24 protein-coding genes are annotated in these 26,857 nt (G+C 72.0%); 10 read left to right on the top strand and 14 right to left on the bottom strand.

Translation table 11 applies throughout. The features are described from left to right. The first annotated feature begins 115 nt into the window (after nt 1-115). Nucleotides 116-2,671, top strand: coding sequence for an ATP-binding protein (locus R2B67_RS09695; RefSeq protein WP_317817330.1), 2,556 nt, complete (start codon nt 116-118; stop codon nt 2,669-2,671). A 52-nt stretch (nt 2,672-2,723) separates the two neighbouring features. Here the strand turns inward: R2B67_RS09695 and nucS are convergent, their stop codons facing one another. Then, the gene (gene nucS / locus R2B67_RS09690; protein WP_026241073.1) at nt 2,724-3,395 is read right to left on the bottom strand and encodes an endonuclease NucS; all 672 of its coding nucleotides are present in this window, start codon (nt 3,393-3,395) and stop codon (nt 2,724-2,726) included. A gap of 272 nt (nt 3,396-3,667) precedes the next feature. Here nucS and R2B67_RS09685 point away from each other — a divergent pair, with 272 nt between their 5' ends. After that, nucleotides 3,668-4,060, top strand: a complete 393-nt coding sequence (locus R2B67_RS09685) for an SCO5389 family protein (RefSeq protein ID WP_003966234.1) — start codon at nt 3,668-3,670, stop codon at nt 4,058-4,060. A 150-nt stretch (nt 4,061-4,210) separates the two neighbouring features. On the opposite strand, the gene R2B67_RS09680 is transcribed toward R2B67_RS09685, so the two are convergent. Continuing rightward, nucleotides 4,211-5,245, bottom strand: coding sequence for an LLM class flavin-dependent oxidoreductase (locus tag R2B67_RS09680; protein ID WP_317817329.1), 1,035 nt, complete (start codon nt 5,243-5,245; stop codon nt 4,211-4,213). A gap of 237 nt (nt 5,246-5,482) precedes the next feature. Between R2B67_RS09680 and R2B67_RS09675 the strand changes: the two genes are divergently transcribed. Then, nucleotides 5,483-5,812 (top strand): Rv1322 family protein, encoded by a 330-nt coding sequence (locus R2B67_RS09675; protein WP_018509894.1) that lies wholly within the window; start codon nt 5,483-5,485, stop codon nt 5,810-5,812. 19 nt (nt 5,813-5,831) lie between these two features. Here R2B67_RS09675 and R2B67_RS09670 read toward each other — a convergent pair whose 3' ends face one another. The 7 genes from R2B67_RS09670 to mce form a co-directional block, all read right to left on the bottom strand. After that, the gene (locus R2B67_RS09670; RefSeq protein WP_317817328.1) at nt 5,832-6,695 is read right to left on the bottom strand and encodes an ABC transporter permease; all 864 of its coding nucleotides are present in this window, start codon (nt 6,693-6,695) and stop codon (nt 5,832-5,834) included. Further along, nucleotides 6,692-7,933 (bottom strand): ABC transporter ATP-binding protein, encoded by a 1,242-nt coding sequence (locus tag R2B67_RS09665; RefSeq protein ID WP_317817327.1) that lies wholly within the window; start codon nt 7,931-7,933, stop codon nt 6,692-6,694. Before R2B67_RS09665 ends, R2B67_RS09670 begins: the two co-directional genes overlap by 4 nt. Nucleotides 7,934-8,096: 163 nt before the next feature. Then, a complete protein-coding gene (locus R2B67_RS09660; protein WP_018509891.1) occupies nt 8,097-8,876 on the bottom strand; it encodes an ABC transporter permease in 780 nt (259 codons plus the stop codon). A gap of 5 nt (nt 8,877-8,881) precedes the next feature. Next, on the bottom strand, nt 8,882-9,946 hold the full coding sequence (locus R2B67_RS09655) for an ABC transporter ATP-binding protein (RefSeq protein ID WP_317817326.1): 1,065 nt from the start codon (nt 9,944-9,946) through the stop codon (nt 8,882-8,884). 82 nt (nt 9,947-10,028) lie between these two features. Further along, nucleotides 10,029-10,967, bottom strand: a complete 939-nt coding sequence (locus R2B67_RS09650) for a coiled-coil domain-containing protein (RefSeq protein WP_018509889.1) — start codon at nt 10,965-10,967, stop codon at nt 10,029-10,031. Between the two features lie 290 nt (nt 10,968-11,257). Beyond that, nucleotides 11,258-15,151, bottom strand: a complete 3,894-nt coding sequence (scy, locus tag R2B67_RS09645) for a polarized growth protein Scy (protein ID WP_317817325.1) — start codon at nt 15,149-15,151, stop codon at nt 11,258-11,260. Nucleotides 15,152-15,352: 201 nt separating this feature from the next. Next, a complete protein-coding gene (mce, locus tag R2B67_RS09640; protein ID WP_015611400.1) occupies nt 15,353-15,781 on the bottom strand; it encodes a methylmalonyl-CoA epimerase in 429 nt (142 codons plus the stop codon). Nucleotides 15,782-15,926: 145 nt separating this feature from the next. Between mce and R2B67_RS09635 the strand changes: the two genes are divergently transcribed. Both R2B67_RS09635 and meaB read left to right on the top strand, forming a co-directional pair. Beyond that, on the top strand, nt 15,927-17,132 hold the full coding sequence (locus tag R2B67_RS09635) for an acetyl-CoA C-acetyltransferase (RefSeq protein ID WP_317817324.1): 1,206 nt from the start codon (nt 15,927-15,929) through the stop codon (nt 17,130-17,132). 37 nt (nt 17,133-17,169) lie between these two features. Next, the gene (gene meaB, locus R2B67_RS09630) at nt 17,170-18,138 is read left to right on the top strand and encodes a methylmalonyl Co-A mutase-associated GTPase MeaB (RefSeq protein WP_199784449.1); all 969 of its coding nucleotides are present in this window, start codon (nt 17,170-17,172) and stop codon (nt 18,136-18,138) included. 83 nt (nt 18,139-18,221) lie between these two features. Here the strand turns inward: meaB and R2B67_RS09625 are convergent, their stop codons facing one another. Continuing rightward, complete coding sequence (locus R2B67_RS09625) at nt 18,222-18,977, bottom strand: PepSY domain-containing protein (protein WP_317817323.1); 756 nt, start codon at nt 18,975-18,977, stop codon at nt 18,222-18,224. Between the two features lie 119 nt (nt 18,978-19,096). On the opposite strand from R2B67_RS09625, the gene R2B67_RS09620 reads away from it, so the two are divergent. Both R2B67_RS09620 and R2B67_RS09615 read left to right on the top strand, forming a co-directional pair. Further along, the gene (locus tag R2B67_RS09620; RefSeq protein ID WP_317817322.1) at nt 19,097-19,759 is read left to right on the top strand and encodes a response regulator transcription factor; all 663 of its coding nucleotides are present in this window, start codon (nt 19,097-19,099) and stop codon (nt 19,757-19,759) included. Continuing rightward, nucleotides 19,756-21,207 carry a sensor histidine kinase gene (locus tag R2B67_RS09615; protein WP_317817321.1) on the top strand — a complete coding sequence of 484 codons (1,452 nt, stop codon included), beginning with the start codon at nt 19,756-19,758 and terminating at the stop codon, nt 21,205-21,207. The genes R2B67_RS09620 and R2B67_RS09615 overlap by 4 nt, the downstream gene beginning before the upstream one ends. A gap of 74 nt (nt 21,208-21,281) precedes the next feature. Here the strand turns inward: R2B67_RS09615 and R2B67_RS09610 are convergent, their stop codons facing one another. From R2B67_RS09610 to R2B67_RS09595, 4 genes are all read right to left on the bottom strand, one after another. Then, nucleotides 21,282-21,758, bottom strand: a complete 477-nt coding sequence (locus tag R2B67_RS09610) for a MarR family winged helix-turn-helix transcriptional regulator (RefSeq protein WP_317817320.1) — start codon at nt 21,756-21,758, stop codon at nt 21,282-21,284. 149 nt (nt 21,759-21,907) lie between these two features. Continuing rightward, entirely contained in the window at nt 21,908-22,660 is a 753-nt protein-coding gene (locus tag R2B67_RS09605; protein ID WP_161267296.1) for an AIM24 family protein, read from the bottom strand. Then, nucleotides 22,657-23,307 (bottom strand): AIM24 family protein, encoded by a 651-nt coding sequence (locus R2B67_RS09600; RefSeq protein WP_202591728.1) that lies wholly within the window; start codon nt 23,305-23,307, stop codon nt 22,657-22,659. The genes R2B67_RS09605 and R2B67_RS09600 overlap by 4 nt, the downstream gene beginning before the upstream one ends. Continuing rightward, nucleotides 23,307-23,939, bottom strand: a complete 633-nt coding sequence (locus R2B67_RS09595; RefSeq protein ID WP_317824813.1) for an AIM24 family protein — start codon at nt 23,937-23,939, stop codon at nt 23,307-23,309. Before R2B67_RS09595 ends, R2B67_RS09600 begins: the two co-directional genes overlap by 1 nt. Nucleotides 23,940-24,214: 275 nt before the next feature. Between R2B67_RS09595 and R2B67_RS09590 the strand changes: the two genes are divergently transcribed. The 3 genes from R2B67_RS09590 to R2B67_RS09580 all read left to right on the top strand — a co-directional run bounded on the left by R2B67_RS09590 (nt 24,215) and on the right by R2B67_RS09580 (nt 26,856). Continuing rightward, nucleotides 24,215-24,565, top strand: a complete 351-nt coding sequence (locus R2B67_RS09590) for a DUF3817 domain-containing protein (RefSeq protein WP_018509878.1) — start codon at nt 24,215-24,217, stop codon at nt 24,563-24,565. Continuing rightward, the gene (locus R2B67_RS09585) at nt 24,562-24,855 is read left to right on the top strand and encodes an MTH1187 family thiamine-binding protein (RefSeq protein ID WP_015611413.1); all 294 of its coding nucleotides are present in this window, start codon (nt 24,562-24,564) and stop codon (nt 24,853-24,855) included. The genes R2B67_RS09590 and R2B67_RS09585 overlap by 4 nt, the downstream gene beginning before the upstream one ends. A 174-nt stretch (nt 24,856-25,029) precedes the next feature. Next, a complete protein-coding gene (locus tag R2B67_RS09580) occupies nt 25,030-26,856 on the top strand; it encodes a glycosyltransferase family 2 protein (protein ID WP_317817319.1) in 1,827 nt (608 codons plus the stop codon). Nucleotide 26,857: the final 1 nt, after the last annotated feature.

The raw sequence follows: 26,857 nt of genomic DNA, 5'->3' as shown, positions 1-26,857 counted from the left end.
GTTCGGCCGTCTGCCCCATGACACCCACCCGAGGCAGACACCGGACCGGAAGCGACAGCGGGGCGTGCGAGGCCGGAGGGACTGACCGAGCGCGACGCGTCTGGGGGACTTGTTGATGGACCCGACACACCAGGGGCCGGGAGAGTACGGGCGGACCCCCGGCGGCTCCGACGGCTTCGACGGATCAGGCGATTCCGACCGCTCCGACGGCCGCCGCCGGCCGTCCCGGGAGTCCAACGCCGCCGACTTCGGCCAGCCGACGCCGCAGCAGGTCCGCGTCGTCCAGGTCACGGTCGGGGACCTCCTGCTCACGGTCAACCCCGTCGACGGCAGCGAGGTCGAGGCCTGCCCGCCCGGCTCGGAGCCCGAGGCGCCCGTCCGCCGCACCCCAGCCGAACGCGCCGACCACGAGCGCGCCGGCGCACCGCCCGTTCCGGCGGGCCCGCCCGCCCCGCAGCTCCCCCTGCTGGAACGCCAGGAGGAGCGCGAGCGGCTGGTGAGCCTGCTGGCCCGCGGCCGCAGCGTCCGCCTCACCGGCCAGGCCGGCTCCGGCCGCACCGCGCTGCTCGACGCCGTCGCCGCCGACTGCACGGACCTGGCCCCCGACGGCGTCGTCCGCCTCAGCGGCCACCGGCGCACCGCCGCCGACCTGCTGTACGGCCTCTTCGACGCCATCCACCACGCCCCGCTCCACCGCCCCGGCCCCGAGGAACTGCTCGCCCTCGTCCGCTCCATCGGGGCCGTCGTGATCGTCGACGACCTGGAGATCGGCGGCGCCGCCCTCGACGGACTCCTGGAAGCCACCCCCGAGTGCGCCTTCCTCTTCGGCACCACACCCGACCTCACCCCGCCCGGCGTCGACGCGCACCTGGAGGAGGTCCTCCTCGCCGGCCTCGGCCGCGCCGCCTCGCTGGAGCTGCTGGCCAAGGTCGTCGAGCGTCCGCTGACCGAGGACGAGCGGAACTGGGCGGGCGACCTCTGGTTCGAGTCCGAGGGGCTGCCGCTCCGCTTCGTCCAGGCCGGATCGCTGCTGCGCCAGCGCGACCGGCTCAACACGGACCCCGCGGCCTTCGACGAGTACGACTATTTCGAGCCACGCCCGGACGACGCTCCTCCGGTTCCCGAAGCGCCCACCGCCGAGACCCTGGACGTGCCGCTGCCGAGCCTCGGCGAAGGGGCGGCGCCCGCCGTCCTGCTCGCCTCCCGGCTCAGCGAGGCGGCCCGCGAGACCCTGCGCTTCACCGTCGCGCTCGGCGGCGAGGTGCCCCACCAGGCCCATCTGCCGGCCCTCGTGGGCGACACCCACGCGGACGCCGCCCTCGGTGAACTCGCGGGCTGCGGACTGCTCTCCCCGGCCGGACCCCGCTACCGGCTCGCCGCCGGTGTCCTCGCCCAGCTGGAGGCCGGCGGGTATGCGGAGGAGGCTGCCGCCCACGCCCGTACGGCCGCCCAGCACTACGCCTGGTGGGTCTCCCACCCCTCGGTCACCCCGCAGCGGGCCGTCGCCGAGGCCGACGCGATCGTCGCCGCGATGGGCCGCCTCGTCCCCGACGGCGAGGCGGGCCAGGCCAGCGCGGCCGTCCTGCTGGCCCGCAGCGCCGCTCCCGCGCTGGCGGCGGGGATGAGCTGGGGGGCCTGGGAGAAGGCGCTCAGGGCCGGCCAGGAGGCCGCCAGGATCGCCGGTGAGGTCGCCGAAGAGGCGTACTTCCACCACGAGTTGGGCATCCTCGCGCTCTGCTCCGGCAACCTCGACCGGGCCCGTACGGAGCTGGAGACCTCCATCTCCATGCGCGGCGCGCTCGCCGACAAGTCCGGGGCGGTGGCCGGCCGCCGCGCCCTCGCCCTGGTCGCGGACCGCTCCGGCGGCTTCGCGCCCCCGGTCCGGCCCCGGGCGGGCGACGAGGTGCCCGCCGTGCGCCACGACCTCCTCGCCGGTACGCCGCCGACCGGCCTCCCGGCCGCGCCGCTCTTCACCCGGCAGACGGTCGAGGAGGACCCGACCGTGGTGGCCCCGTTCCCGGCCGTCGCGCCGAAGCCGGGCGGCGGGCGCGCGATCCTGGGCGGCGCCCGGCGCAACCTGGCCGCCGCCGGGGCGGGAGCGCTGCTGATCGCCGTGCTCGGCACCGTCGCCACCCTCGGCCTCACCGCGGGCGACCCCGAGGAGCCGGGCGGCAGCCGTAACGTCACCACCGAGCAGTCGTCCCCCGAGTCCACCCCCGACGACGCGTCCCCCGCCGACGAGCCGGACGACGGCCCCGCGCCCGACGACGGGGCGCCCGGCGAGGAGGTACCCGTCACGCCGGGCACCTCGGGATCCGCCGCGCCCAGCACCTCCGGCTCGCCCTCCCCGGCCCCCTCGTCGCCGGACGGCAGCTCACCGGGTACGGGGGAGCCGTCGAGCACGCCGAGCCGCAGCACGTCGGGTGCGCCCACCCCGACCAGGAGCTCCCCTCCCGCGCCCTCGCCGTCCACGAGCACCAGCCCGAGCGTGACGCCCACCGAGTCGGAGCCGGAGCCGACCCCGCCGACCGAGACGCCGACCGAAGAGCCCCCGGCCCCGCCCCCGCCGGACACTTCCTCCTCCGCCAGCGGCCCCGCCGAGTCGGCCACCGCCACGGCCACCACCGAGGCCCCGGCCGAGAGCGACGACCCCACCGAGGCAGCGGCCTGACACACGGAAGCCGGGTGCCCCGGACAAGGGACACCCGGCCGTGGACGGTCGGTCAGAACAGGCGCAGCTTGTCGTCCTCGATGCCGCGCATCGCGTCGTAGTCGAGGACCAGGCAGCCGATGCCCCGGTCGGTCGCGAGGACGCGCGCCTGCGGCTTGATCTCCTGGGCCGCGAAGACGCCCCGGACCGGCGCGAGATGCGGATCGCGGTTGAGCAGCTCCAGATAGCGGGTCAGCTGCTCCACGCCGTCGATGTCGCCGCGCCGCTTCAGCTCCACGGCGACCGTCCCGCCGTTCGCGTCGCGGCAGAGGATGTCCACCGGGCCGATGGCGGTGGGGTACTCACGGCGGATCAGGGTGTGGCCCTCGCCGAGGATCTCGATCCGGTCGGCGAGCAGCTCCTGGAGGTGCGCCTCCACGCCGTCCTTGATGAGGCCCGGGTCGACGCCCAGTTCGTACGAGGAGTCGTGGAGGATTTCCTCCATCGTGATGATCAGTTTTTCGCCCGCCTTGTTCACCACGGTCCAGACACCCGCCTCCTCGCCGGTGCCCTCCTTCAGGGTGCACGGCGGGGACATCCAGTTGAGCGGTTTGTACGCCCGGTCGTCGGCGTGGATCGAGACGCTGCCGTCCGCCTTCACCAGGATCAGACGGGGGGCGGAGGGCAGGTGGGCTGTGAGCCGGCCCGCGTAGTCGACGGAGCAACGGGCGATGACGAGACGCATGGTCGGCAACGCTACTCGACGACGGGGGCCCGGCGCGATTTCCCCATCCGTCGACCCCTGTCACTCGCTTCTCACCGCCGGGCGGCCCAGCGGGCTTGCCCCTCTTTGCGCCCCTTCGATCGTGGCCGGTTGTGTTCCCAATCTCCTGGTGCGGCTCCCCCCGCACACTTACCGTGGATGCAGGAGGTCGCCGCCCGTGCACGCTGCGTCGTCGCCCTTCTTCCCTGCCCGTAAGGCCCCGGTCACCGTCCGGGGTCGCGAGAGGAGAACCCATGTCGCTCGACGTCTCACCGGCGCTGTTGGAACAGGCCGAGCGAGGCGAGGTCGACGAAGCCGACTTCGTCGACTGCGTCCGGACCTCCCTGCCTTTCGCGTGGGAGATGATCAGCTCGCTGGTGGCTCAGCTGAAGGTGGACGGCGGCCAGTTCGCCGACAACCAGACGCCGCCGCCGGACGAGCAGGCACGTGGTCAGCTGCTGCGTGCGCTCGCGAGTGATGCGATACGCGGCGCGCTCCAGCGGCACTTCGGAGTGCGTATCGCTTTCCAGAACTGCCACCGCGTCGCGGTGTTCCCGCTGGACGCCTCGGTCGACGACCGGCTGGCCAAGTTCACTTCGGTGAGGGGCCAGTTGCTCAACCAGTCGCCCGAACTACGGGACTGCTGAACGCTCCTGCTGCCGCTTCGGGCCGCGGGAGGTGCAACTGGCTCCGGGGCGGCAGCTCCCGTACCACCGCACCACGCACCACCGCACCATGTTCCACCGCATCACGCATCACGCATCACCGCGAGGTCGTTCCGCATGCACAGGCGCAGGTCAGGTGAGCAGCGGCAGCACGTCCGCGCCGAGGCGCCGCACGTTCTCCTCCGTCGCCGCGAGATCGCCCGACCCCTCCACCAGGAGGGCGAAGCGGGTGATGCCGGTCCGCTCGGCCGTGGCCGCGAGCCGGTCGGCGGCCAGCTTCGGCGGGCCCACCGGGTGCAGCCCGCACAGCAGTTCCGTGTACGCGACGGGGTCCCGCATCACGCGGTGCCGGTCGTCGACCGTGACATGGGCGTCCAGGCCCTGGCGCAGCCACCCGGGCATCGTCTTCACCAGCGTCTCCGTGGCGTCCCCGGGCCCGTCCGCGATCTGGGCCACCCCCGCGGACACATGTGCGGCCCCCTCGACCACCTCCGGCGGATGACCGGCCTCCCGGGCCGCCTTACGCCACAGGGCGACCATCTCCGCCTTCTCCTCGTCCCCGCAGTGCATGCCCAGCAGCATCGGCAGCGCCCGGCTCGCCGCCAGCCGCACGGTCTTCGGCGAGGTGCACGCCACGATCACCTCGGGCCCCGGGGCCGAGCCGTCGTCCAGCAGCTCGTCCGCGCGCGGCACCACCGCCACCTCGCGGAACCCGAACCGCTCCCCGCGCCCGGCGACCCGGGGCTCCCGCAGCCAGTCGAGCAGCAGCTCCAACGCCTGAGGGAAGCCGTTCTCGTACGCGTCGAGACCGCCGCCGAAGACCTCCAGGTCCACCCACGGCCCACCCCGGCCCACCCCGAGCGAGAACCGTCCGCCGCTGGTCAGATGCAGCAGCGCGGCCTGCTCGCCGAGCGCGACCGGGTGGTGGTTGGGCAGCACGCTGACGGCGGTGCCGACCCGGATCCGCCGGGTCCGGCCGAGCAGCAGCGCGGCCAGCGTGGTGGCGGACGGGCAGACCCCGTACGGCACGAAGTGGTGCTCGGCGAGCCAGACCGAGTCGAGCCCGGACTCCTCGGCCGCCTCGGCGGACCGGACGGCCCGGTGCAGGGCCTCGCCCGGCCCCTGGCCCGGGAACTGAGCTGCCAGAACGAACGTTCCGATGCGCATCGCGTGTTGCCTCCTTGCGGCCGACGCGTGTCTCCCCCACTGGCAACAACGTCTGACACGTGCCAAAGGCACGGTCCGGGGAGAAGTTGTTGCGATTTTCCGCTAACTCACTCCCGTGCCCGATCGTGCCGGATTCCGTACGGGACCGCGCCGTCCCGCCCCACCCGGCACCTGCCCCAGGTGCCAGCCTCTAGGCTTGGATGAAACCGTGCCCGAGCAGCCCCCGTGAGGTGTCCTGTGTCCCCGCGCCGCAACCGCCCCCGTGGCGGCGAGAGTCCCGACGAACATCCCGGTCTGGCGCCGGGACGGTACGGCGGGGGAGGGGCCACCGAGAGCTGGCAGGGCGAGGAGTGGTCGGTGCGACCGGTGAGCGGCGCGAGCGCCCAGGGCAAGCGGTACCGGTGCCCCGGCTGCGACCAGGAGATCCCCTCCGGCGTCCCGCACCTCGTCGCCTGGCCCGAGTTCGGCGGCATCGAGGACCGCAGGCACTGGCACAAGGCCTGCTGGAATGCGAAGGACCGCCGCACCACACGGGTGCAGCGGTCCCGTAACGCGCCGCGTCACTGAGCGGCCCGCGTGCGTGGGCTCACACGTCGCGCCGGTCCAGCGCCAGGTAGGCGCCGCCCATCGCCACGGCCGCGATGCCCAGCATCAGCAGCAGCGGCTCCCAGCCGGACGGGCCGGACTCGGTGACCGTCGAGCCGTAGAGCGCGCCGAGCTGGTTGGGGATCGAGTACTCGAAGAGGAAGCGCTGCAGTCCGCGCAGGCTGTCGGAGAACATGAACAGCGCGAGGACCAGCGGCAGCAGCACCACGGCGATCATGACCGTGATGGCGCCCGCCGAGTGCCGGATGATCGCGCCGACGGCCAGCGACACCAGGCCGAGGGCCGCGATGTAGAGCCCGACCCCGACGGTGGCGCGCAGCCACACCGAGCCGGAGTCGAGACCGGCGCCCAGGATCGCCGTCTGGAACACCGCGACGACCGTGGCGGTCACCGTGGTGATGACGAAGGCGAGCAGGAAGAAGACGATCGCCTTCGCCGTGAGCACCCGGGCCCGGCTCGGGCAGGCCGTCAGCGTCGTACGGATCATGCCGGTGCTGTACTCGGAGCCGATGGTCAGCACGCCGAGGGTGATCACACAGATCGAGCCCAGCAGCACCCCGAAGAAGCCGAGGGCCACGACCGGCTCGCCGGCCATGTCGGTGTCGGCGGCGGCGATCAGCAGCGCGGACATCAGCCCGATCGCCACCATCAGCACGATCATCACGCCCAGGGTCCACAGCGTGGAGCGGACGGAGCGGATCTTCGTCCACTCCGAGGCGATCGCGTCGCCGAGGGTGGCGCGGCGGATCGGGATGGGCGACTCGTAGTACCCCAGCAGGCCGTGCGGCGGGTGCGGCGGCTGCGGCTGCTGCTCGTGGGCGCGCGGGGCGGCCGGCGTCGTCATCGGGGGTCCTCGCTGGTCTTCGTCCCGGCCGCGTCGGCGGGGGAGGGTTCAGGGGCGGCCGGGGGCTGTGCGGCCGCCAGGCCGGAAGCGGCCGGGGCCGGTGCGGCGGCCGGGCCGGGAGCGGCCGGGTGCGGTGCGGCCGCGGGGCCGGGGGTGGCGTACGGGTTCTGTCCGGGGGGCGGCGGGGCGTACCAGCTCTGCTGCGGCGCCTCCGCCGGCTGGGGCTGCCCGTGGCCCGGCGCGGCCCCGTAACCGCCCTGAGCGTCCCCGTAGGACCCGTACGGCGCCTGCGGGGGCTCCAGGAGCCCGGCCTTGGCGTCGTCCGTCGAGCGGTAGTCCACGACGCCCTGCGTCATCCGCATGTACGCCTCCTCCAGCGAGGCCCGGTGCGGCGACAGCTCCCAGAGCCGTACGTCGGCGCCGTGGGCCAGGTCGCTGATCCTCGGCAGCGGGAGGCCGGTGACACGCAGGGCGCCGTCCGGCTCGGACATCACGCTGCCGCCCGCCTCGATGAGCGAGGACGTCAGCTTCTCCCGCTCCTGGGGGGCGTTCTCGGGGACCCGGACCCGGGCGAAGTCGGCGGAGTTCGCCGAGATGAAGTCGGTGACGCTCATGTCGGAGAGCAGCCGGCCGCGCCCGATCACGATCAGGTGGTCGGCGGTGAGGGCCATCTCGCTCATGAGGTGGGACGAGACGAAGACCGTGCGCCCCTCGGCCGCCAGCGTCTTCATCAGATTGCGGACCCAGTGGATGCCCTCGGGGTCGAGACCGTTGACCGGCTCGTCGAAGAGCAGCACCTGCGGGTCGCCGAGCAGCGCCGCGGCGATCCCGAGGCGCTGCCCCATCCCGAGGGAGAAGCCGCTGGAGCGGCGCTTGGCGACGTCCCTGAGCCCGACGACGCCCAGCACCTCATCCACCCGCCGGGCCGGGATCCCGGCCAGCTGGGCCAGCGACAGCAGGTGGGCGCGGGCGGTCCGCCCGCCGTGCACCGCCTTGGCGTCCAGCAGAGCGCCCACCTGGCGCGGAGCGTTCGGCAGGCTCCGGTACGGGTGCCCGCCGATCGTCACATGGCCCGCCGTCGGCCGGTCCAGGCCGAGGATCATCCGCATGGTGGTGGATTTGCCCGACCCGTTCGGACCGAGGAAGCCGGTGACGGCCCCCGGCCGCACCTGGAAGGAAAGGTCGTCCACGGCCGTCTTCGCGCCGTAGCGCTTGGTCAGGCCGACTGCCTCGATCATTCTCCAGCCCCATCGACTCACTCTGTCGTTCGGGGCTCGGGCCACCTGGCCGCACACCCCCCGTAAGAGTTAGGAGGATAACCAGGCCTTGACGGTTCCGGCCAAGTTCCGCACAGCCTGCGAGCGGCCCGTCACACGGACCGGCGGCCGCCTGTCGGCCCCGCTACGCGTCCCGGTTCTTCAGGACCAGGTAGCCGCCGAGCACCGCCGCCACCACCCAGGCGACCATGATCCCGAGACCGGCCCACGGCCCGTACGGCGACGGGTCGCTGCCCATCGCCTCCGGGACGACCTGCATGATCTTCGACCCGGCCTGGTCGGGGAAGTAGCGGATGACGTCCTTGGCGTACGGCACCGCGGCAAGGATGTTGGAGATCAGCAGGAAGAACGGGATCAGGATGCCCATCGCCAGCATGGGGCTGCGCAGCATCGCCGCGACGCCCATGGAGAAGATGGCGATCAGTCCCATGTAGAGACCGGCGCCGATGACCGCGCGCAGCACGTTCTCCGCGCCGAGGTCGGTGCCCCGGTCGCCCAGCACGGCCTGGCTGAGGAAGAACGAGACGAAGCTGGTGAGCAGGCCGACCACGAGGGCCAGCACACCGGCCACCGTGATCTTGCTGAAAAGGAGTGTGCCGCGCTGTGGCACGGCCGCCAGCGAGGTGCGGATCATGCCGGAGCTGTACTCCGTACCGACCACGAGCACGCCGAACACGATCATGGCGAGCTGGCCGAGGACCGTCCCGGAGAAGCTGATGAGCGTCGGGTCGAAGGTGAGCTGCTCGGATTCGGAGAGATCGTCGAACGTGGCGTTCACCAAGGCGCTCACGCCCGCGCCCATGGCGACCGTGACGACGAACGCGCTGATGAGCGTCCAGGTGGTGGAGGAGACCGTACGGATCTTGGTCCACTCGGAGTTGAGGACTGCGGGTACCGAAGCCATGGTCGTCAGGCCCCCTCGTTCGTGCTGCCGGTGGCGCCTTCGGTGCCTGTGGTGGAGTCGGGAGCGTCGGAGTCCGGCTTGTTCCAGCCCTCGCCCCAGCCCGCGCCCACCGCTCCGGCGGCCCCGGCCGCCGCGGCTCCCGGCAGAGGCAGCGCCCCGCCGGGACCGGAGTGCGCGTGATACTCCACGGAGCCGGCGGTCATCTGCATGAACGCCTCCTCCAGCGAGGCCCGCTGCGCGCTCAGCTCGTGCAGCACCAGCTGGTGACGGGCGGCCAGCTCACCGAGCGCCTCGGTGGTCGCGCCGTCGATCTCCAGTACACCGCCCTCCGCCTCGACGGCGGTGAAGCCCTCCTGGTGGAGGACGTCCCGCAGCTGCTCCTGCTGCGGCGAGCGCAGCCGTACGTAGCTGCGGGAGTTCTCCTGGATGAAGTCGGCCATCGAGGTGTCGGCGAGCAGCCTGCCCTGGCCGATCACGATCAAGTGGTCGGCGGTCAGAGCCATTTCGCTCATCAGGTGGGAGGAGACGAAGATGGTCCGGCCCTCGGCGGCGAGCGCCTTCATCAGGTTGCGGATCCAGTGGATGCCCTCGGGGTCGAGACCGTTGACCGGCTCGTCGAACATCAGGATCTCGGGGTCGCCCAGCAGGGCCGACGCGATCCCGAGGCGCTGGCCCATGCCGAGGGAGAAGCCCTTGGACTTCTTCTTCGCGACCGCGCTCAGGCCGACGGTGCCGAGCACCTCGTCCACCCGGCTGCGCGGGATGCGGTTGCTCTGCGCCAGACAGAGGAGGTTGTTGTAGGCGCTGCGGCCGCCGTTCATCGACTTGGCGTCCAGCAACGCCCCGATGTACTTCAGCGGTTCCTGCAGCTCGTTGTAGTGCTTGCCGTCGATGCGGACCGTACCGCTGGTCGGGTTGTCCAGATCGAGCATCATCCGCATCGTGGTGGACTTGCCGGCCCCGTTCGGCCCCAGAAAACCTGTCACCACGCCTGGTCTGACCTGGAATGTCAGCTGGTCGACGGCAACTTTGCTGCCGAATCGTTTGGTCAGTCCCTCGAGCTCGATCATGCGGACACGCTAGAACGGCCGCGCGCCCGGCGCCACCACAAAGGCGGAACCGGGCACGCGGAAGGAGCCGTTCCGGGGCAGGTCAGCGGGTCTGCTGGGCCGGAACACCGCGCTGGGCGGGCTCGTCGTCCACCGGGGAGCCGGCGGCGGCCACCGCGGCACCGGTCAGCGTCGCCAGCATCTCGCGGACGTTGGTCAGCTGCGCGTTGATCGAGTCGCGGCGGTTGGTGAGCGCCGCCAGCTCGCGCTCGGACTCGCTGCGGATCCGGTCGGCCTTGGCGTTGGCGTCGGCCACGATGTCCTCGGCCTGGCGCTGCGCGGTCTCCACCGTCTGACGGGCCCGGCGCTCGGCGTCCGTGCGGAGCTTCTCGGCCTCCAGGCGGAGCTGCTCGGCGCGGTGCTCGATCTCGGCGAGACGCTTCTCGGCCTTGGCCTGACGGGACGCGAGGTCGCGCTCCGACTGCTCGCGCCGCTTGGCGAGGTTCGTCTCGAAGTCGGCGGCGGCCTGCGCGGCCTTGGCGCGGGTCTCCTCGAAGAGGGCGTCGGCCTCCTCGCGCTTCTGCTGGGCGTCCTTCTGGGCGTCGGAGCGGAGCGTGTTCGCCTCGCCCTGGGCCTTCTCGACGATGCGGACGCCCTCGTCCTCGGCCTTCGACTTGCGCTCGGCCGCGAAGGACTCCGCGTCGTTGCGCACCTGCTGGGCGGCCGACTCGGCCAGCTCGCGGTGCTGCTCGGCGGCGCGGCGGGCCTCCTCACGCAGGTCCTTGGCCTCCTCCTCGGCGAGGCGGAGGATCTTCTCGACACGTGCACCGAGCCCGGCGTACGACGGTTCGGCGTCGTTCACCTGGGCCTGGGCGTTCTGCGTTTCGAGGTGCAGCTCCTCGATGCGCTTTTCCAGAGACGTGATGCGCGCCAGGGCGCTGTCACGGTCGGCGACGAGCTTGGTAATGCGGTCGTCCACCTGACCGCGGTCGTAACCACGTCGCACGAGCTCGAAGCCGAAGGGGGAGGAAGGGTCACTCATGGGGTTCCTGTCGAATGAGACCGGTGAGGTGATAGGGGAATCCTAGGGGCCATAGCGGCGTGTCAGCGTGCAGATACTGGTTTGATCTGGAGAATGACACCCCTTTTGAGTGGCTGACCCCCGGAGTGCTTGCCACTCGAAGGTTTGAATGTCCATGACGAAGCACGCGCCCCCGTACACCTGCCGCCCCGGACATCCTGCTCTGTTCTCCCCCGTACGTCTGCTGCTCCCCCCGTACGTCGTCCGCGCTCCCCCGTACGTTCTCCGCCGCGCCGCCCCCCGTACGACCGCTACCTCTCCGAGGACTTGCCCCCCGAGCGGGTGCCCGCCGCCGCGGGAGCCTTGCCGCCTCCCGACGGGCCGGGCACCGGTTTCGCGCCGCCGCCCGGAGTCTCGAAAGACTCCAACGCCTCCAGCACGTCCTGGACACGGGAGATCTCCGTATTGATGTCCTCGCGCCTGCGCACCAGGACATCCAGCTCGCGTTTGCCCTCGGCGACCGTCGTCTCCGCCTCGGCCGCCGCGTCGGCCCGCAGCTTCTCCGCCTCGCGGATCAGCCCGGCCTTCTTGGTCTCGGCCTCCTTCAGCAGCGACTCGGCCCGCTTCACCGCGGCGATCCGGACCTTGCTCGCCTCCGAATTGGCCTCCGCGATCAGCTCCTTGGCCTTCGCCTCGGCCTCGTCGCGCTGCTCGGTCGCCGCCTTCATCAGGTTGTCGACGCGCTCGCCGGCGGTCTTCATCTGCTCGGACGTCTCCCGGCGGGCCCGCTCGTGGAGCTCCTCGATCTCGCTCTCCAGCCGGGCCCGCAGCTCCTGCGCCCGCTCCCGGATCTGGGTCGCGTCGCGCCGGGCGCCGACCAGCAGCTCGTCGGCGTCCGTACGGGAGCGCTCCACGAGGGTGTTGCCCTCGACCGTCGCCTCGGAGGTGATCCGCTGGGCCTCCTTGCGGGCCGCGCCGACCATCGTGTCGGACTGCGTCTCGGCCTCGGTGGCCGTACGCAGCGCCTCCTCGCGGGCCTTGTTGATGAGCTGGTCCGCCTGCTCCGCCGCGTCCGCCCGCCGCTTGGCCGCGGCCTCGCGCGCCTCGTCCAGCACCCGGTCCGCCTCCTGCCGGGCCTGCGAGTTCAGCTCCTCGGCCGCCGACTCCGCCTCGCTGCGCAGCCGTTCGGCCTCCTCGCGGGTGCGGGCGGCGTGCTCCTGCGCGGAGCCGAGGTGCTCGGCCGCTTCCGTACGGAGCCGCTCGGCCTCCTCGGTGGCCTCGGCCAGCATCCGGTCGGCCTGCTCGTTGGCGTCCTTGCGGCGCCGGTTGGCCTCCGTGGTGGCCTCGACGACGAGCTGCTCGGACGCCTGGGCGGCCTCGTTGCGGATGCGCTCGCTCTCGGTCGTCGACTCACCGATGAGCCGGTCCGACTGGGCCGCCGCCTCCGAGCGGATCCGGTTGGCGTCCTGCCGCGCCTCGGCCCGGGCCTTCGACGCGTCCTGCTCCGCCGACGCGAGGGCGTCGGACGCCTCCGTGCGCACCCGCTGGCTGTACTCCGAGGTGTCCGCGCGCAGCCGCTCGGACTCCGTGATCGCCTCGGAGACCGTCCGCTCGGCCAACGCCTTGGCCGCCTCGGTCTCGTCGTGGGCCTCCTGCCGGAGCCGGGCCGCCTCCTCGTTCGCCTCCTGGCGCAGGCGTACGGCGTCCTCGGAGGCCCGCTCCCGCTCGGCGTGCGCGTCGGCGCGGACCCGGTCCGCCTCCTCCTGCGCCTCGGTACGAGTGCGCTCCGCGACATGCTCCGCCGTCGAGCGCAGCCCGGCGATCTCCTCCTCGGCCTGCTCCTGCAAGCCCGAGACGGAGTCCCGCACCTGCTGGGCGGTCTGCTCGGCCGCCGAGACCAGCTCGGTCGCCCGGGCGTCCGCCTCCTCGACCAGCCGCTGCGCCTCGGCCTGCGCCTCCTCCACCCGCTTACGGGCGGAGGCCAGCAGCTCCTCGCTCTGCTCGCGGGCCCGCTCGCGCTCCTGGCCCGCTTCCGTACGGGCCGCGCCGAGGATCTCCTCGGCCTCCCGGCGGCGGCGCGTGGCCTCCTCCTGGGCGGCGTCCAGCGCCTCGGCCGCCTCGGCGCCGACCCGCTCGGCGGCCGCGGCCGCCTCCGCGCGCACCCGGTCGGCGGTCTCCTGCGCCTCGGTCTTCAGCCGCTCGGCCTCGGCGGCGGCCTCGCTCCGCAGCCGTACGGCGATGTTCTCGCCCTCGGCACGGGACTGCGAGGCGTCCGCCGCGGCCTCGTCACGGAGCCGCTCGGCCTCCGCCTCGGCCTGCTCGGTCAGCGTACGGACGCGCTCGGCGGCCTCGGCGCGCTGCCGCTCGGCCTCCTCGTTCGTCTCGCGGCGGATCCGCTCCGCCTCCGTACGCGCCTCGCCGAGGGCCTCCTCGGCGGCGGCGAGCCGGGTCTCGGCCTCGGTGTGCAGCCGGTTCAGCTCGTCGGCGGCCTCGTCCTGCCGGGCGGCGACCGCGCGCTCGGTCTCCTCGCGCAGCTCGGCGGCTCCCCGCTCGGCCTCGGCGGTGGTGGCCTCGGCCTGCTCCTCGGCCTCGGCCCGCAGCTTGTCGGCCTCGGCGCGGGTGCGCTCCAGCGTCTCCTCGGCCTGCTTGCGCAGGGTGGCCGCGCGCTCGGCGGCCTCGGCGCGGATGCGCTCGCTCTCGCCGTTCGCCTTGGTGCGCAGCTCGTCCGCGTCGGAGCGCGCCTCGGTCAGCAGCTCCTCCGCCTTGCGGGCGCCCTCCTCCAGCTGCTGGACCGCCTCACGGCGGGCCTCGCCCCGGATGCGCTCGCCCTCGGCGACCGCCTCGGAGCGCAGCTGCTCGGCCTCGCCGCGCAGCCGACGGGCCTCCTCCTGGAGCTCGACCGTCTTGGCCCGGTACTCCTTGGTGTCGTCCTTGGCCGCGCCCTTGAGCTCGTCGGCCTGCTCGGCGGCCTCGCCGCGCAGCCGGTCCGCCTCGGCCTCCGCCTCGCGGCGGATCCGCTCGGCCTCCTCGCTCGCCGCCTTCGTCGTGGACCGCGCGTCCTCGGAGGCCTTGGTGAGGACCTCCTCGGCGGAGCGGGCCGCCTTGGCGAGCTGGGCGGCGGCGTCCTCGGCGGCCGCCGTACGGGCCTTCTCGGCCGCCTCGGCGACCACGCGCTCCGCCTCGGCGCGGGCGTCGGCGAGGGCCTGCTCGGCCTCCTCCTTGAGCGTCTCGGCGCTCTTGGTGGCCTCGCCGACCAGCCGGGCGATCTCCGACTTGGCGGTGCGGGTGCGCTGCTCGTTCTGCGACTCGGAGGCGGCCAGCTTCTTGGCGGCCGCGTCCTTCGCCTCGGCGAGGACCTTCTCGGCCTCAAGACGGGATTCGCGCAGCCGGGTCTCGGCCTCCTGGAGCCGCTGCTCGGCGGCCCGGTTCAGCTCGGCCGTCTGCTGGCGGGCCTGCGAGGTCTCCGCGGTGGTGCTGGAGCGCAGCTGCTCCGCGTGGCTGGTGGCCTCCTGGGCCTGCGCGGAGGCGGCGCCCAGCATGCGCTCGGCGTCCTTGCGGGCGCGCAGCAGGATCGCTTCGGCCTCGGCCCGGGCGCTCTCGGCCTCCGAGCCGACGCGCTGCCGGGTCTCCTGCGCCAGCCGCTCGGTCTCGGCCCGGGCGGCGGCGAGCGCCTGCTCGGCCTCGGCGCGGGACTCGTCCAGCAGGCGGCGGGCCTGCGACTCGGTGCGGGCCCGCAGCTGCTCGGCCCAGGCGACGTTCTCGTTGACGTGCGACTCGACGGTCTGCCGGCGCTCGGCCAGCTCCTGGTCGAGCTGCTGCCTGCGCTGGACGGCCTCGTTGTGCAACTCCGCCTGGAGGCGCGCCTGATGCTCGGCGTGCTCCTGGAGTATGCGCTGCGTCTGGGCCCGGGCCTCGCGCAGCTCGCGCTCGGCGTCGCTGCGCAGCTGCTCGGCCTGGATCTGCGCGTTCCGCAGCATCTGCTCGGCCTGGTAGCCCATGTCCGCGCTGTCGTAGGCGGGACGGGTCGCCAGGCTGCGCCGCGCCTCGTGCAGCTTGGCGCGCAAGACCTCGACCTGGTAACCGAGGTCCTCGGCGTGCTGGACGGCCTTCTCCCGGTCGGTCCTCAGCCGGTCCATCTCGGCTTCGAACCGCGAGAGATGGTCGTCTTCAGCTCGGTGGCTCTCCTGGCTTTCGTAGCCCCGCACTGCGCGGTCCCATCCTTCCCCGAGCTCTCAACTCTTCGAGCAGGGGAAACCCCAACCCTGGTCGCAACTCTGCACACGAGGACGGCTCGCCGACGAGCTGTCCTCGGGGAATGGTGACAGACAAACGACGAGGACGCGGTACGGCCCCGACCCGGCCCCGGCCCGGAACCACCCACTCTACCGGGCCGGGTATGCGCCGGGTCAGTGCTCCGGGCTGCTCGTGACCAGTTCGGTGAGGACGCCGTGGCAGTCCTTGGGGTGCAGGAACGTGATCCGGGACCCCATCGAACCCGTCCTGGGCTCGTCGTACAGCACGCGGACGCCCTTCTCGCGGATGTCCGCGGCGTCCCCGTCCACATCCGCCGTACCGAAGGCGATGTGGTGGACGCCCTCCCCATTCTTTGCCAGCCACTTGCCGACAGCCGAGTCCTCCCGGGTCGGTTCGAGGAGCTGGAGGTACGAAGCCCCGCCGTCCGAGGTCTCGTTGATCTTGAGCATGGCCTCCCGGACGCCCTGCTCCTCGTTGATCTCGCTGTGGAACACCTCGAATCCGTACGTGGCACGGTAGAACTCCACCGTCTTGTCCAGGTCGAAACAGGCGATCCCGATGTGGTCGATACGCGTCAGCATGGATTCAGCATGGCTTCGCACCCCCGCTCCCGCCACGGTTACGCAACGTGCGCGCCGTCACACCGGCTGCCGGATGACGGGCGCGGTACCGCTCAGTACATTCAGGTAAACCCTCGTTCACATCCGATCCCAAGGGGCCGTGCCCATGCCAGCAACGACCGGTACCACCACCTCAGTGATCGTCGCGGGCGCCCGGACGCCCATGGGCCGTCTCCTCGGCTCCCTGAAGAGCTTCTCCGCGGCCGACCTCGGCGGCTTCGCGATCAAGGCGGCGCTGGACCGGGCCGGGATCGGCGGCGACCAGGTCCAGTACGTGATCATGGGCCAGGTGCTCCAGGCCGGCGCGGGCCAGATCCCCGCCCGCCAGGCCGCCGTCAAGGCCGGCATCCCGATGAACGTCCCCGCGCTCACCGTCAACAAGGTGTGTCTCTCCGGGCTCGACGCCATCGCGCTCGCCGACCAGCTCATCCGCGCCGGTGAGTTCGACGTCGTGGTCGCGGGCGGCCAGGAGTCCATGACCAACGCCCCGCACCTGCTCCCCAAGTCCCGCGAGGGCTACAAGTACGGTGCGATCGAGATGCTCGACTCGATGGCGTACGACGGTCTCACCGACGCGTACGAGAACATCCCCATGGGCGAGTCCACCGAGAAGCACAACAGCCGCCTCGGCCTCGACCGCACCGCCCAGGACGAGATCGGCGCCCTCTCCCACCAGCGGGCCGCCGCCGCCCAGAAGAACGGGATCTTCGAGGCCGAGATCACCCCGGTCGAGATCCCGCAGCGCAAGGGCGAGCCCGTCGTCTTCGCGAAGGACGAGGGCATCCGCCCCGAGACGACCGTGGAGTCCCTCGGCAAGCTGCGCCCCGCCTTCGCCAAGGACGGCACGATCACCGCGGGCACCTCCTCGCAGATCTCCGACGGGGCCGCCGCGGTCGTCGTCATGAGCAAGACCAAGGCGCAGGAGCTGGGTTTGGAGTGGATCGCCGAGATCGGCGCCCACGGAAACGTCGCGGGCCCGGACAACTCCCTCCAGTCGCAGCCCTCCAACGCGATCAAGCACGCCCTGAAGAAGGACGGCCTGGCTGTCGAGGACCTCGACCTGATCGAGATCAACGAGGCGTTCGCCGCCGTCGCCGTCCAGTCCATGAAGGACCTCGGCGTCACCCCGGACAAGGTCAACGTCAACGGCGGTGCCATCGCGCTCGGCCACCCGATCGGCATGTCCGGCGCCCGGGTCGTCCTGCACCTGGCGCTGGAGCTGAAGCGGCGCGGCGGCGGCACGGGTGCGGCCGCGCTGTGCGGCGGCGGCGGTCAGGGTGACGCGTTGATCATCCGCGTCCCGGGCAAGTAACCACCGTACGTAGACGAGGCAAGGCGAGAACGGAGCGGTGAACGTGGACGTGGACGTCCCCACGCTGGTCGAGCAGGCGCGAGCAGGCAGGCCGCGTGCGGTGGCCCGGCTGATCTCGCTGGTGGAGGGGGCGTCCCCGCAGCTCCGGGAGGTGATGGCCGCGCTGGCCCCGCTGGCCGGCCACGCCTACGTCGTCGGGCTGACCGGCTCGCCGGGCGTCGGCAAGTCCACCTCCACCTCGGCCCTGGTCTCCGCCTACCGCCGGGCGGGCAAGCGGGTCGGCGTCCTGGCCGTCGACCCGTCCTCGCCGTTCTCCGGCGGGGCGCTGCTCGGCGACCGGGTCCGGATGTCGGACCACGCCTCCGACCCCGGCGTCTACATCCGCTCCATGGCCACCCGGGGCCACCTCGGCGGCCTCGCCTGGTCGGCCCCGCAGGCCATCCGGGTGCTGGACGCGGCGGGCTGCGACGTGGTCCTCGTCGAGACGGTCGGCGTCGGCCAGTCCGAGGTGGAGATCGCCTCCCAGGCCGACACCTCCGTCGTCCTGCTCGCCCCCGGCATGGGCGACGGCATCCAGGCGGCCAAGGCCGGAATCCTGGAGATCGGTGACGTCTACGTGGTCAACAAGGCCGACCGCGACGGCGCCGACGCCACCGCCCGCGAGCTGAACCACATGCTCGGCCTGGGGGAGTCCCGTGGCCCCGGCGACTGGCGCCCCCCGATCGTGAAGACGGTCGCGGCCCGGGGCGAGGGCATCGACGAGGTCGTGGAGGCCCTGGAGAAGCACCGCGCCTGGATGGAGGAGCACGGCGTCCTGGCCGAGCGCCGCGCGGCCCGTGCGTCCCACGAGGTCGAGACGATCGCGGTCACCGCGCTCCGCGAGAAGATCGCGGACCTGCGCGGCGACCGCCGCCTGCACGCCCTGGCCGAACGCATCGTGGCGGGGGACCTGGACCCGTACGCGGCGGCGGACGAACTGGTGGCGGGGCTGACGGGGAGCGCCTGAGCACGCGTTGACACCGAACGGCCCCCGTATCGCCGCTGCGATACGGGGGCCGTGGTGTCGCGGGGGTTCCGGGCGGCGGGCGGTCAGTCGTCGTCGCCGTCGCGGTCGTCGTTCCGGTCGTCGCGGTCGTCCGCGCTGTCGTCCCGGTCGTCGCCGTCGTCGTCCCGGTCCACCGTGACCTTGCCGGTCTTCGCGTCGACCCGCAGCTCGTGGCTCTTGCCGTCCTTGCCGGCGATGTCGACGTCCCAGCGCAGGACGTTGCCCTTGCTGCCCTTGTCGTCGTCATCGTCATCGTCGTCCAGGTCGATCGACGTGATGCTGCCCGGCGCGGTCTTCAGGGCCGCGTCCGCCGCCTGCTTCAGGGTGACCGTGGACGAGCGGGGCGCGTGGTCGTCGCGGTCGTCGTTGTCGTCGTCCTCGCGGGACTTGAGGACCTTGCCGTTGGTGGCGTCCACCGTGACGTCGTGCCACTTCTTGTCGGAGCCTCGGACGTCCAGCTCCCACACCGTACGGCCGTCGTGGTCGTCGTCGTCCCGGTCCAGCTCAGCCTGGGTGACCGTGCCCGGGACGCTCTTCAGCGCGGCGGCGACGGCCTGGTCCAGAGAGATCCCGGAGCCCTTCGCGGCAACCGGGGCGCGGTCGTCCGACCGGTCGTCCGAAGCGTCGTCCGTACGGTCGTCGCGGTCGTCCCGGTCGTCGGCGAGGCTCACGGTGCTCGCACTCCTGGTGGACGACCGGTCGCGGTCCCCGTCGCTGTCCGCGAAGGCGACGGTGGCGGCGGCCGTGCCGCCGATGAGAACGGCGGCGGTGACGGCGGCGATGGTGACGTTGCGCTTCATGAGGTTCCTCCCCGAGAGCTGCTGTGCTGGCTGACGGGGTCCACACTGCCGACCTGATGCTGAACGCAGCCTGAAGCCACCTGAAGGCGTCTTCAGGTGGAGTTTGCGAGGCTGTGCGCATGCGCCTGTTGATCGTGGAGGACGAGAAGCGTCTCGCGGTGTCCCTCGCCCGGGGACTCACCGCCGAGGGCTTCGCCGTGGATGTCGTGCACGACGGGCTCGAAGGGCTCCATCAGGCGAGTGAGGGCGGCTACGACCTGGTCATCCTCGACATCATGCTGCCCGGCATGAACGGCTACCGGGTCTGCGGTGCCCTGCGCGCCGCCGGGCACGAGGTGCCGATCCTCATGCTGACCGCCAAGGACGGCGAGTACGACGAGGCCGAGGGGCTCGACACCGGCGCCGACGACTACCTGACCAAGCCCTTCAGCTACGTCGTCCTCGTCGCCCGGGTCCGCGCCCTGCTGCGCCGCCGAGGCGCCGGAACCGCCGCCCCCGTCCTCACCGTAGGCACCCTCCGCATCGACACCGCCGCCCGCCGCGTCCACCGGGGCGAGGACGAATACACCCTCACCGCCAAGGAGTTCGCGGTCCTTGAGCAACTCGCCCTGCGCGCCGGGCAGGTGGTCAGCAAGGCGGAGATCCTGGAGCACGTCTGGGACTTCGCCTACGACGGCGACCCGAACATCGTGGAGGTCTACATCTCCACCCTGCGCCGCAAGTTGGGCGCCACCTCCATCCGTACGGTGCGTGGCGCCGGCTACCGGCTGGAGGCGGGATGAGGTCCGTACGGGCCAGGGCCGCCATCGGCGCCACCCTGGTCGTCGCCGTCGCCCTGGTCGCGGCCGGGCTCGCCGTGCTCTCCGTCCTGCGGACCAACCTGATCGACCAGGCGGACCTCCAGGCGGAGGTGGCCGCCCGCGAGGTGGCCGGACAGCTGGCCCTGGACACCGCCTACGCCGATCTGGACCTGGACGACGAGGAGGACCACCCGGTCCAGGTGACCGACGAGGAGGGGCGGGTGGTTTTCGTCTCCAAGGGGCTGCGGGCCATCTCCGGGACCGCCTCGACGGGCGTCAGCCCCGTACCCTCCGCCTCGGCCGGCGCCACCCCCTCGCCCGGGGACGACGACGATGACGGCGACGACGATGACGGGGGCGACAGCGCGCGGCCCGCACGCGGCGAGGTCTCCTCCGACGACCCGGACTTCTCCGACGGCACCGCCACCGTGGACGGCAAGCAGGCCGACTACCGGTTCGCCGCCGTCGAGGCCACCACCCCCGCCGGACTCACCCTGACCGTCCACGCGGGCGCCCCGCTCGCCGCCGAGCAGGAGGCCGTGAACACCGTGCGCGGGGCCATGCTGACCGGGCTGCCGCTCCTGCTGGCCGTCGTCGCCGGGGTGACCTGGCTGGTGACCCGGCGCGCACTGCGGCCCGTCGAGGGGATCCGCCGCGAGATGGCCGCGATCACCGCCTCCGAGGACCTGGCCCGCCGCGTCCCGGAGCCCGATTCACGCGACGAGATCGCCGCGCTGGCCCGGACGACCAACGAGACGCTCACCGTCCTGGAGGCGTCCGTGGAGCGGCAGCGGCGGTTCGTCGCGGACGCCTCGCACGAGCTGCGCTCCCCGATCGCCTCGCTCCGCACCCAGCTGGAGGTGGCCGAGGCCCACCCGGAGCTGCTGGACCTCCCGGGCGCGGTCGCCGACACCGTACGCCTCCAGGTGCTGGCGGCGGATCTGCTGCTGCTGGCCCGGCTGGACGCGGGGGAGAAGCCCGGCGCCGCCCGTCTTGAGGTGGGGGCGCTGGTGCGCGAGGAGGTGTCCCAGCGGACCGGGGACCGGATCCCGGTGACGGTGGAGGTGGCCGAGGATGCTTCGTATGAGGTGAACGGGTCGCGCGGGCAGCTGGTCCGGGTGATCGGCAACCTGCTGGACAACGCCCAGCGCCACGCCGCGCACCGGATCACCGTCCAGGTGGCGGCGGACGGGGGCGGGGTGCGCGTGGAGGTCCGCGATGACGGGGCGGGCGTGCCGGAGGACGAGCGGGAGCGGATCTTCGAGCGGTTCGTCCGGCTGGACGACGCCCGCAGCCGCGACGACGGCGGCGCCGGTCTCGGCCTCGCCATCGCCCGGGACGTGGCCACGCGCCACGGCGGAACGCTCACGGTCCACCGGGCCCCCGAGGGCGGCGCGGCCTTCCGGCTGTGGCTGCCGCGCGCGGCGTGAACGCGGCCTGACCGACCCGGCGAAGGCACCGGTCAGGCCGTACGCGTCACGGCTTCCCGCTCAGGCCGCGTCCGTCACGGCTTCCCGCGCCGCCCCCGCAGGTGCTCCGCGATCGGCGTCAGCGCAGCGTGCAGCTCCGCCAGGGCCTCCGGGGAGAGCAGGTCCATGAAGTGGTTGCGCACCGATTCGACGTGGTGCGGGGCGACCTTGCGCATGGTCTCCGCGCCCAGCTCGGTGAGGACCGCGTACAGTCCACGCCGGTCCGACTCGCAGTGCGTACGGCGGACCAGGCCCGCGCTCTCCATCCGGGTGATCTGGTGCGAGAGCCGGCTCTTGGACTGCAGGGTGGCGGCGGCGAGGTCGCTCATCCGCATCCGCTGTTCCTCGGACTCGGAGAGGTTGACCAGGATCTCGTAGTCGTTCATGGTCAGGCCGAACGGCTGGAGGTCCTTCTCCAGCTGGTGCATCAGCAGCCTGCTGACGTCCAGGTGGGTGCGCCAGGCGCACTGCTCCGTGTCGCTCAGCCAGCGGGTGGCCGTCTCGGTCTCCATATATCGATTCTACCTAAGATGTTGAAAGCCGGACGAAATTAAGGGGTGTGACGACAGGCACCCCGGAGCCGTCGGAGCACTGACGGGGTGGCATGCAAGGACCGGCGGCTGGGCGCAGGCGTTCGACGTCACACTCCGCAGCCTACCGCTCACAAGCCGAAGCGACGCTGGAGGTCCCCCAGCTGGCCGGGCATGCGCGGTGCGGATCCGCCACCCGGAACGCCCGGTTCGCCCGGCACCGCACCCGTCGCCTGCTCGGCCATCAAGGCCTCACTGGACTGCAGCAGCACCGTGCCCGCCCCCACGAACTCGAACTGGTGCTCCTCGCCCGACGTGCCGCCGATCCCCGTCAATGACCGGATTCCGCCCATCACGCCCGTCATGTACCCGTGGTCGTAGTGGTGGCACGGTGAGGGGCAGTCGGCCCAGCCCACCAGCGCCTGCGGGTCGACCCGCAGCGGCGGCTCCATGAAGACCACCGGGCCGTTCGACGCGGCCACGAACTTCCCCGTACCGATCAGCGTCACGAACCCGGGCACGATCGACTGCTTCAGTGCGAGCGACGGGTCGAACGCCAGCAGGTTCCCCGACCGGATCGTCAGGTTCCCCTCGTCCAGGTCGAAGGAGTTCACATCGAAGGCCCGGTCGGCCAGCAGCATCTTCCCGCTGCCCTCGGCCACCACCCAGTCACTCGCGTGCAGCGGCGAGTGGAAGCTGGAGCGCACCAGCCGGTCGAACCGGCCGTGCCCGATGCCGTCGAAGTTGATCTGCCCGTAGTAGGCGATCATCTTCCCCTTCTGCAGGAACCACCGGCTCCCCTTGAGCTCCACGCAGAAGGTGTAGGAGTTGACGTTGTCGTCCGACGGCAGCGTCATCGGATCGAAGACCACAGGCGTGCTCAAAGCTTCTCCTCGGATGCCTGGACGTATACCGCGCCGTTCCCGCTCAGCTCCAGCTGGAACGCCTCGCCGGAGCCGCGTCCCACCATGTCCCGCCAGCCGACGGCGGTGGAGAGCTTGTTGCGTACGTCCCCGTGGTGGGCGACGTACGCCTGCGGGTCGACGTGGATGTCCCGGCCGGGGGTGATCGGCAGCTCGATCACCCCGCCGTGCGCCATCACCGCGACCGCGCCGTGCCCCTTCAGGGTGGTGGTGAAGAGGCCCTGCCCGGTCACCTGGCCGCGGACCATGCCCATCACCCCGCCCTGCGAGCCCATGAACATCGTGCCCTGCTGGAGGGACCCGTCGAAGGCGAGGAGGCGGTCGGCCTCCACGTACAGGGTGTCGCCGGCCAGGTTGATCACCTGGATGTGGTGGCCGCCGTGGCCGAACATCACCGTGCCCGAGCCCTCGACCGTCATCAGCGGGGTCGCCTCGCCCGCCACCCGGCGGCCGATCATCGAGGCGAAGCCGCCCTGGCCGCCCTGGATGTTCGGGGTGAAGGAGACCTCCCCCCGGTAGGCCAGCATCGCGCCGCGCTGGCTGAACAGCTTCTGGCCCGGCACCACCGTGGCCTCGATCATCTTGGAGTTGATCTCCCGGAACGGCATCAGACATCGCCCCCGACGGTGTTGCGCTCGCTCGGCTGTACGTAGACCAGGCCGTCGCCCTCGAAGCGGATCTGGAACGCCTCGCCCGAGCCCTCGCCCATCAGCGTCCGGAAGTTCACCCCGGACTGGAGGTTCTGCTGGAGGTGGCCCTGGTGGGCGATGTACGCGCCGGGGTCGACCATCAGCGGATACTGCGGGGTCACCCGCAGGATCACCGCCTGGCCGTCCGACATGATCGCCGCCTGGCCGGTGCCCTCCACCGTGGTGGTGAACAGGCCGTTGCCGCTCGCCCCGCCGCGCAGGCCGGTGAACGTGGTCCCGGTGCGCAGGCCGGAATCGGTGGCCAGCAGGTTGCTCGCCTCCACGTACAGCTTGTCGCCGTGCAGGGAGACCAGGCTGATCTCGCTCGCCCGGTCGGCGAAGTAGCAGGTGCCCTGCCCGGACACCTCCATCACCGTCATCTGTTCGCCGGTCAGCCGGCGGGTCACCATCCCGCGGATCCCCTCACCGCCGCCGGACAGCTTCTTGAAGCTCATCCGGCCGTCGTACGCGACCATCGAGCCGTTCTTCGCCTTGACCACATCGCCCGTCAGATCGACGGCGAGCGTCTTGCTGCCTTGGAGTCGGAACATCGCCACGCGCTGAAGGTAGCCGCCCGCCCCGCGCTCCGGCCAGGTCCCACGGAACCGTTACGCCCCTGATGCTCCCCTGATGCGCACCTGGACCGGTCCTGATGATGCGCGCCCTGACCGGCCCTGATATGCGGCGATACGCGCGCCCGCGGACGTGCGGGCCCCCGGCGCCGGGGGTGGCGCGGCGCGATGCCACAATGGGGGCGGCTTGTGCCCGCGTTCACAAGCCCGTACAGCCCCGCCCACACACGACCTCTCCCACCGAAGGTGCCCCTGTGGACATCAAGACCGCCTCCGCCCTGCACCGGCTGCGCCTGATCTCGCTTCCCGAGGCGCTCTCCTTCCCGGCGCTCCTCATCTTCGGCTCGCTGCTCATGCGGGTCTCGGACATCGACTTCCTGATGCCGCCGCTCGGCATGATCCACGGCATCCTCTTCACGATCTACGTCGTGTTCCTGCTGGACGTCTGGATCAAGGCCAAGTGGCCGCTCAAGCGCGTCGCGCTCTTCTTCCTGCTCGCCGTCATCCCCTTCGGCGGCCTCTACGGCGACAAGCTGCTCAAGAAGTACGAGGCCGACGGCGTCATCGCCGCCCGCGCCCGCCGCGAAGGCACGGTCAGCGCATGATCGTCGCGTTCTCGGTCTCGCCGCTCGGTGTCGGTGAGGACGTCGGCGAGTACGTCGCCGACGCCGTGCGGGTCGTCCGCGAGTCGGGGCTGCCCAACCGGACCGACGCCATGTTCACCTCGATCGAGGGGGAGTGGGACGAGGTCATGGACGTCGTCAAGCGCGCCGTGGCCGCCGTCGAGGCCCGCGCGGGACGCGTCTCCCTGGTACTGAAGGCCGACATCCGGCCCGGTGTCACCGACGGTCTGACCTCGAAGGTCGAGACGGTGGAGCGGTATCTCGCCCCCTGACGTCCCGTCGGCCCTCCCGCCGCCCCGCGTTCACCCGATAAGCCCCCGGTGCCACACGGCCGGGGGCTTTTCCGGTGCCGGATCAAAAACCCCTCACTCGGACCTGCCAAGTCGACACGCCGTTGCCTGTCCCCTTCTGTGGGGATATCAACCCGTTCGACAGTGGGAGGCACGGTGCGGTCGGAGGGCTACGACTACGACACCTACAGCCGGCTCGCGGGTCCGCTCACCGAGCCGGACCCCGAGGGATACCGAGTCCGGTACCGATCCCTGCTCTCGACGGAGAAACACCGAATAAGGGCCGTCCTGCTGATGACGCTCGCCCCGGTGCTCACCGCCACCCTGATGCTCTACCTGGTCTGGCCCTCGCACTGGACCGAGCGGGAGAACGGGGAGCGGTGGCTCGTCGTCGCCGACACCGCGATGCTGGTCTCGATCGGCCTGATCGGGCTCTTCATGCTGGTCAACGTGGTCTCCATCGCGCACGCCACGATGGTCGCCCGGGACCCCGTACCGGTGACGCCCGAGCCGGGCACCCGGGTCGCCTTCCTCACCACGTACGTCCCCGGCAAGGAACCGCTCTCCATGGTGCGCGCCACCCTGAAGGGCGCGGTGCGCCTGACGCACCCCGGGCCGCTGGACATCTGGCTCCTCGACGAGGGCGACGACCCGGCCGCCCGGATGCTCTGCGCGGAGCTGGGCGTGCACCACTTCACCCGGCGCGGGGTGCCCGAGTGGAACCGTAAGAAGGGTGTCCACAAGGCGAAGACGAAGCACGGCAACTACAACGCCTGGATCGCCCTGCACGGCGACGCCTACGACTTCTTCGCCTCCGTCGACACCGACCATGTGCCGATGCCCAACTTCCTGGAGCGGATGCTCGGCTACTTCCGGGACCCGGACGTCGCCTTCGTCGTCGGACCGCAGGTCTACGGGAACTACGACTCGGCCGTCACCAAGGCCGCCGAATCGCAGCAGTTCCTCTTCCACGCGCTGATCCAGCGCGCGGGCAACCGCTACGGCGCCCCGATGTTCGTCGGCACCAACAACGTCGTCCGCGTCGCCGCCGTACGCCAGGTCGGCGGCCTCTACGACTCGATCACCGAGGACATGGCGACCGGCTTCGAGATCCACCGCCGCCGCAACCCCTTCACCGGCCGCTTCTGGCGCTCCGTCTACACCCCCGACGTGCTGGCCGTCGGAGAGGGGCCCGCCTCCTGGACGGACTTCTTCACCCAGCAGCTGCGCTGGTCGCGGGGCACGTACGAGACCCTGTTCAAGCAGTACGGAAAGGCGCTGTTCCGGGTGCCGCCCGGCCGGCTCCTCAGCTACACGCTGATGCTCGTCTACTACCCGATGACGGCCGTCAACTGGCTGCTCGGCGTGTTCAGCTGTGTGCTCTTCCTCTGGTTCGGGGCGTCCGGCACCCAGGTCGCCGCCTCCATCTGGCTGATGCTCTACAGCGACGCGGCGGCCCTCCAGATCGGGCTGTACCTCTGGAACCGGCGCCACAACGTCTCCCCGCACGAGCCCGAGGGCTCCGGCGGCCTCGCCGGGATGGCCATGTCCGCGCTCTCCGCGCCGATCTACCTCAAGTCGCTCGGCTCGGCGGTGCTGCGCACGGAGGGCCGGTTCGTCGTCACACCCAAGGGCGGCCAGGTCTCCCCGGACCGGCTGCTCACCTTCCGTATCCACCTCGCCTGGGCCGCGGTCCTGGTCTCCTCGCTCGCCGCCTCCGTCTATCTGGACCACACCCATGTGGCGATGCGGACCTGGGCGACGCTGGGGCTCGTGATCTCCCTGTCGCCGGTCGCGGTGTGGGCCTGGACCCGGTGGCAGGACCGGCGTACGCGGGAACGCACCGCCGTCCCCGCCCCCGCGCCCACCCCCGTACAGCCGCTTCCCGCGAAGGCGTTCGTCCCCACGACGACGACCAGCGCCCCGGCGACCAGCAGCGCGAGTGCCGGTACCACCGCCACCACCACCGCAGGAGGGAACTGAC

It is taken from the genome of Streptomyces cyaneofuscatus, assembly GCF_033109485.1.
Classification (GTDB): domain Bacteria; phylum Actinomycetota; class Actinomycetes; order Streptomycetales; family Streptomycetaceae; genus Streptomyces; species Streptomyces cyaneofuscatus.
This window is presented reverse-complemented; position numbering and strand designations above follow the sequence as displayed.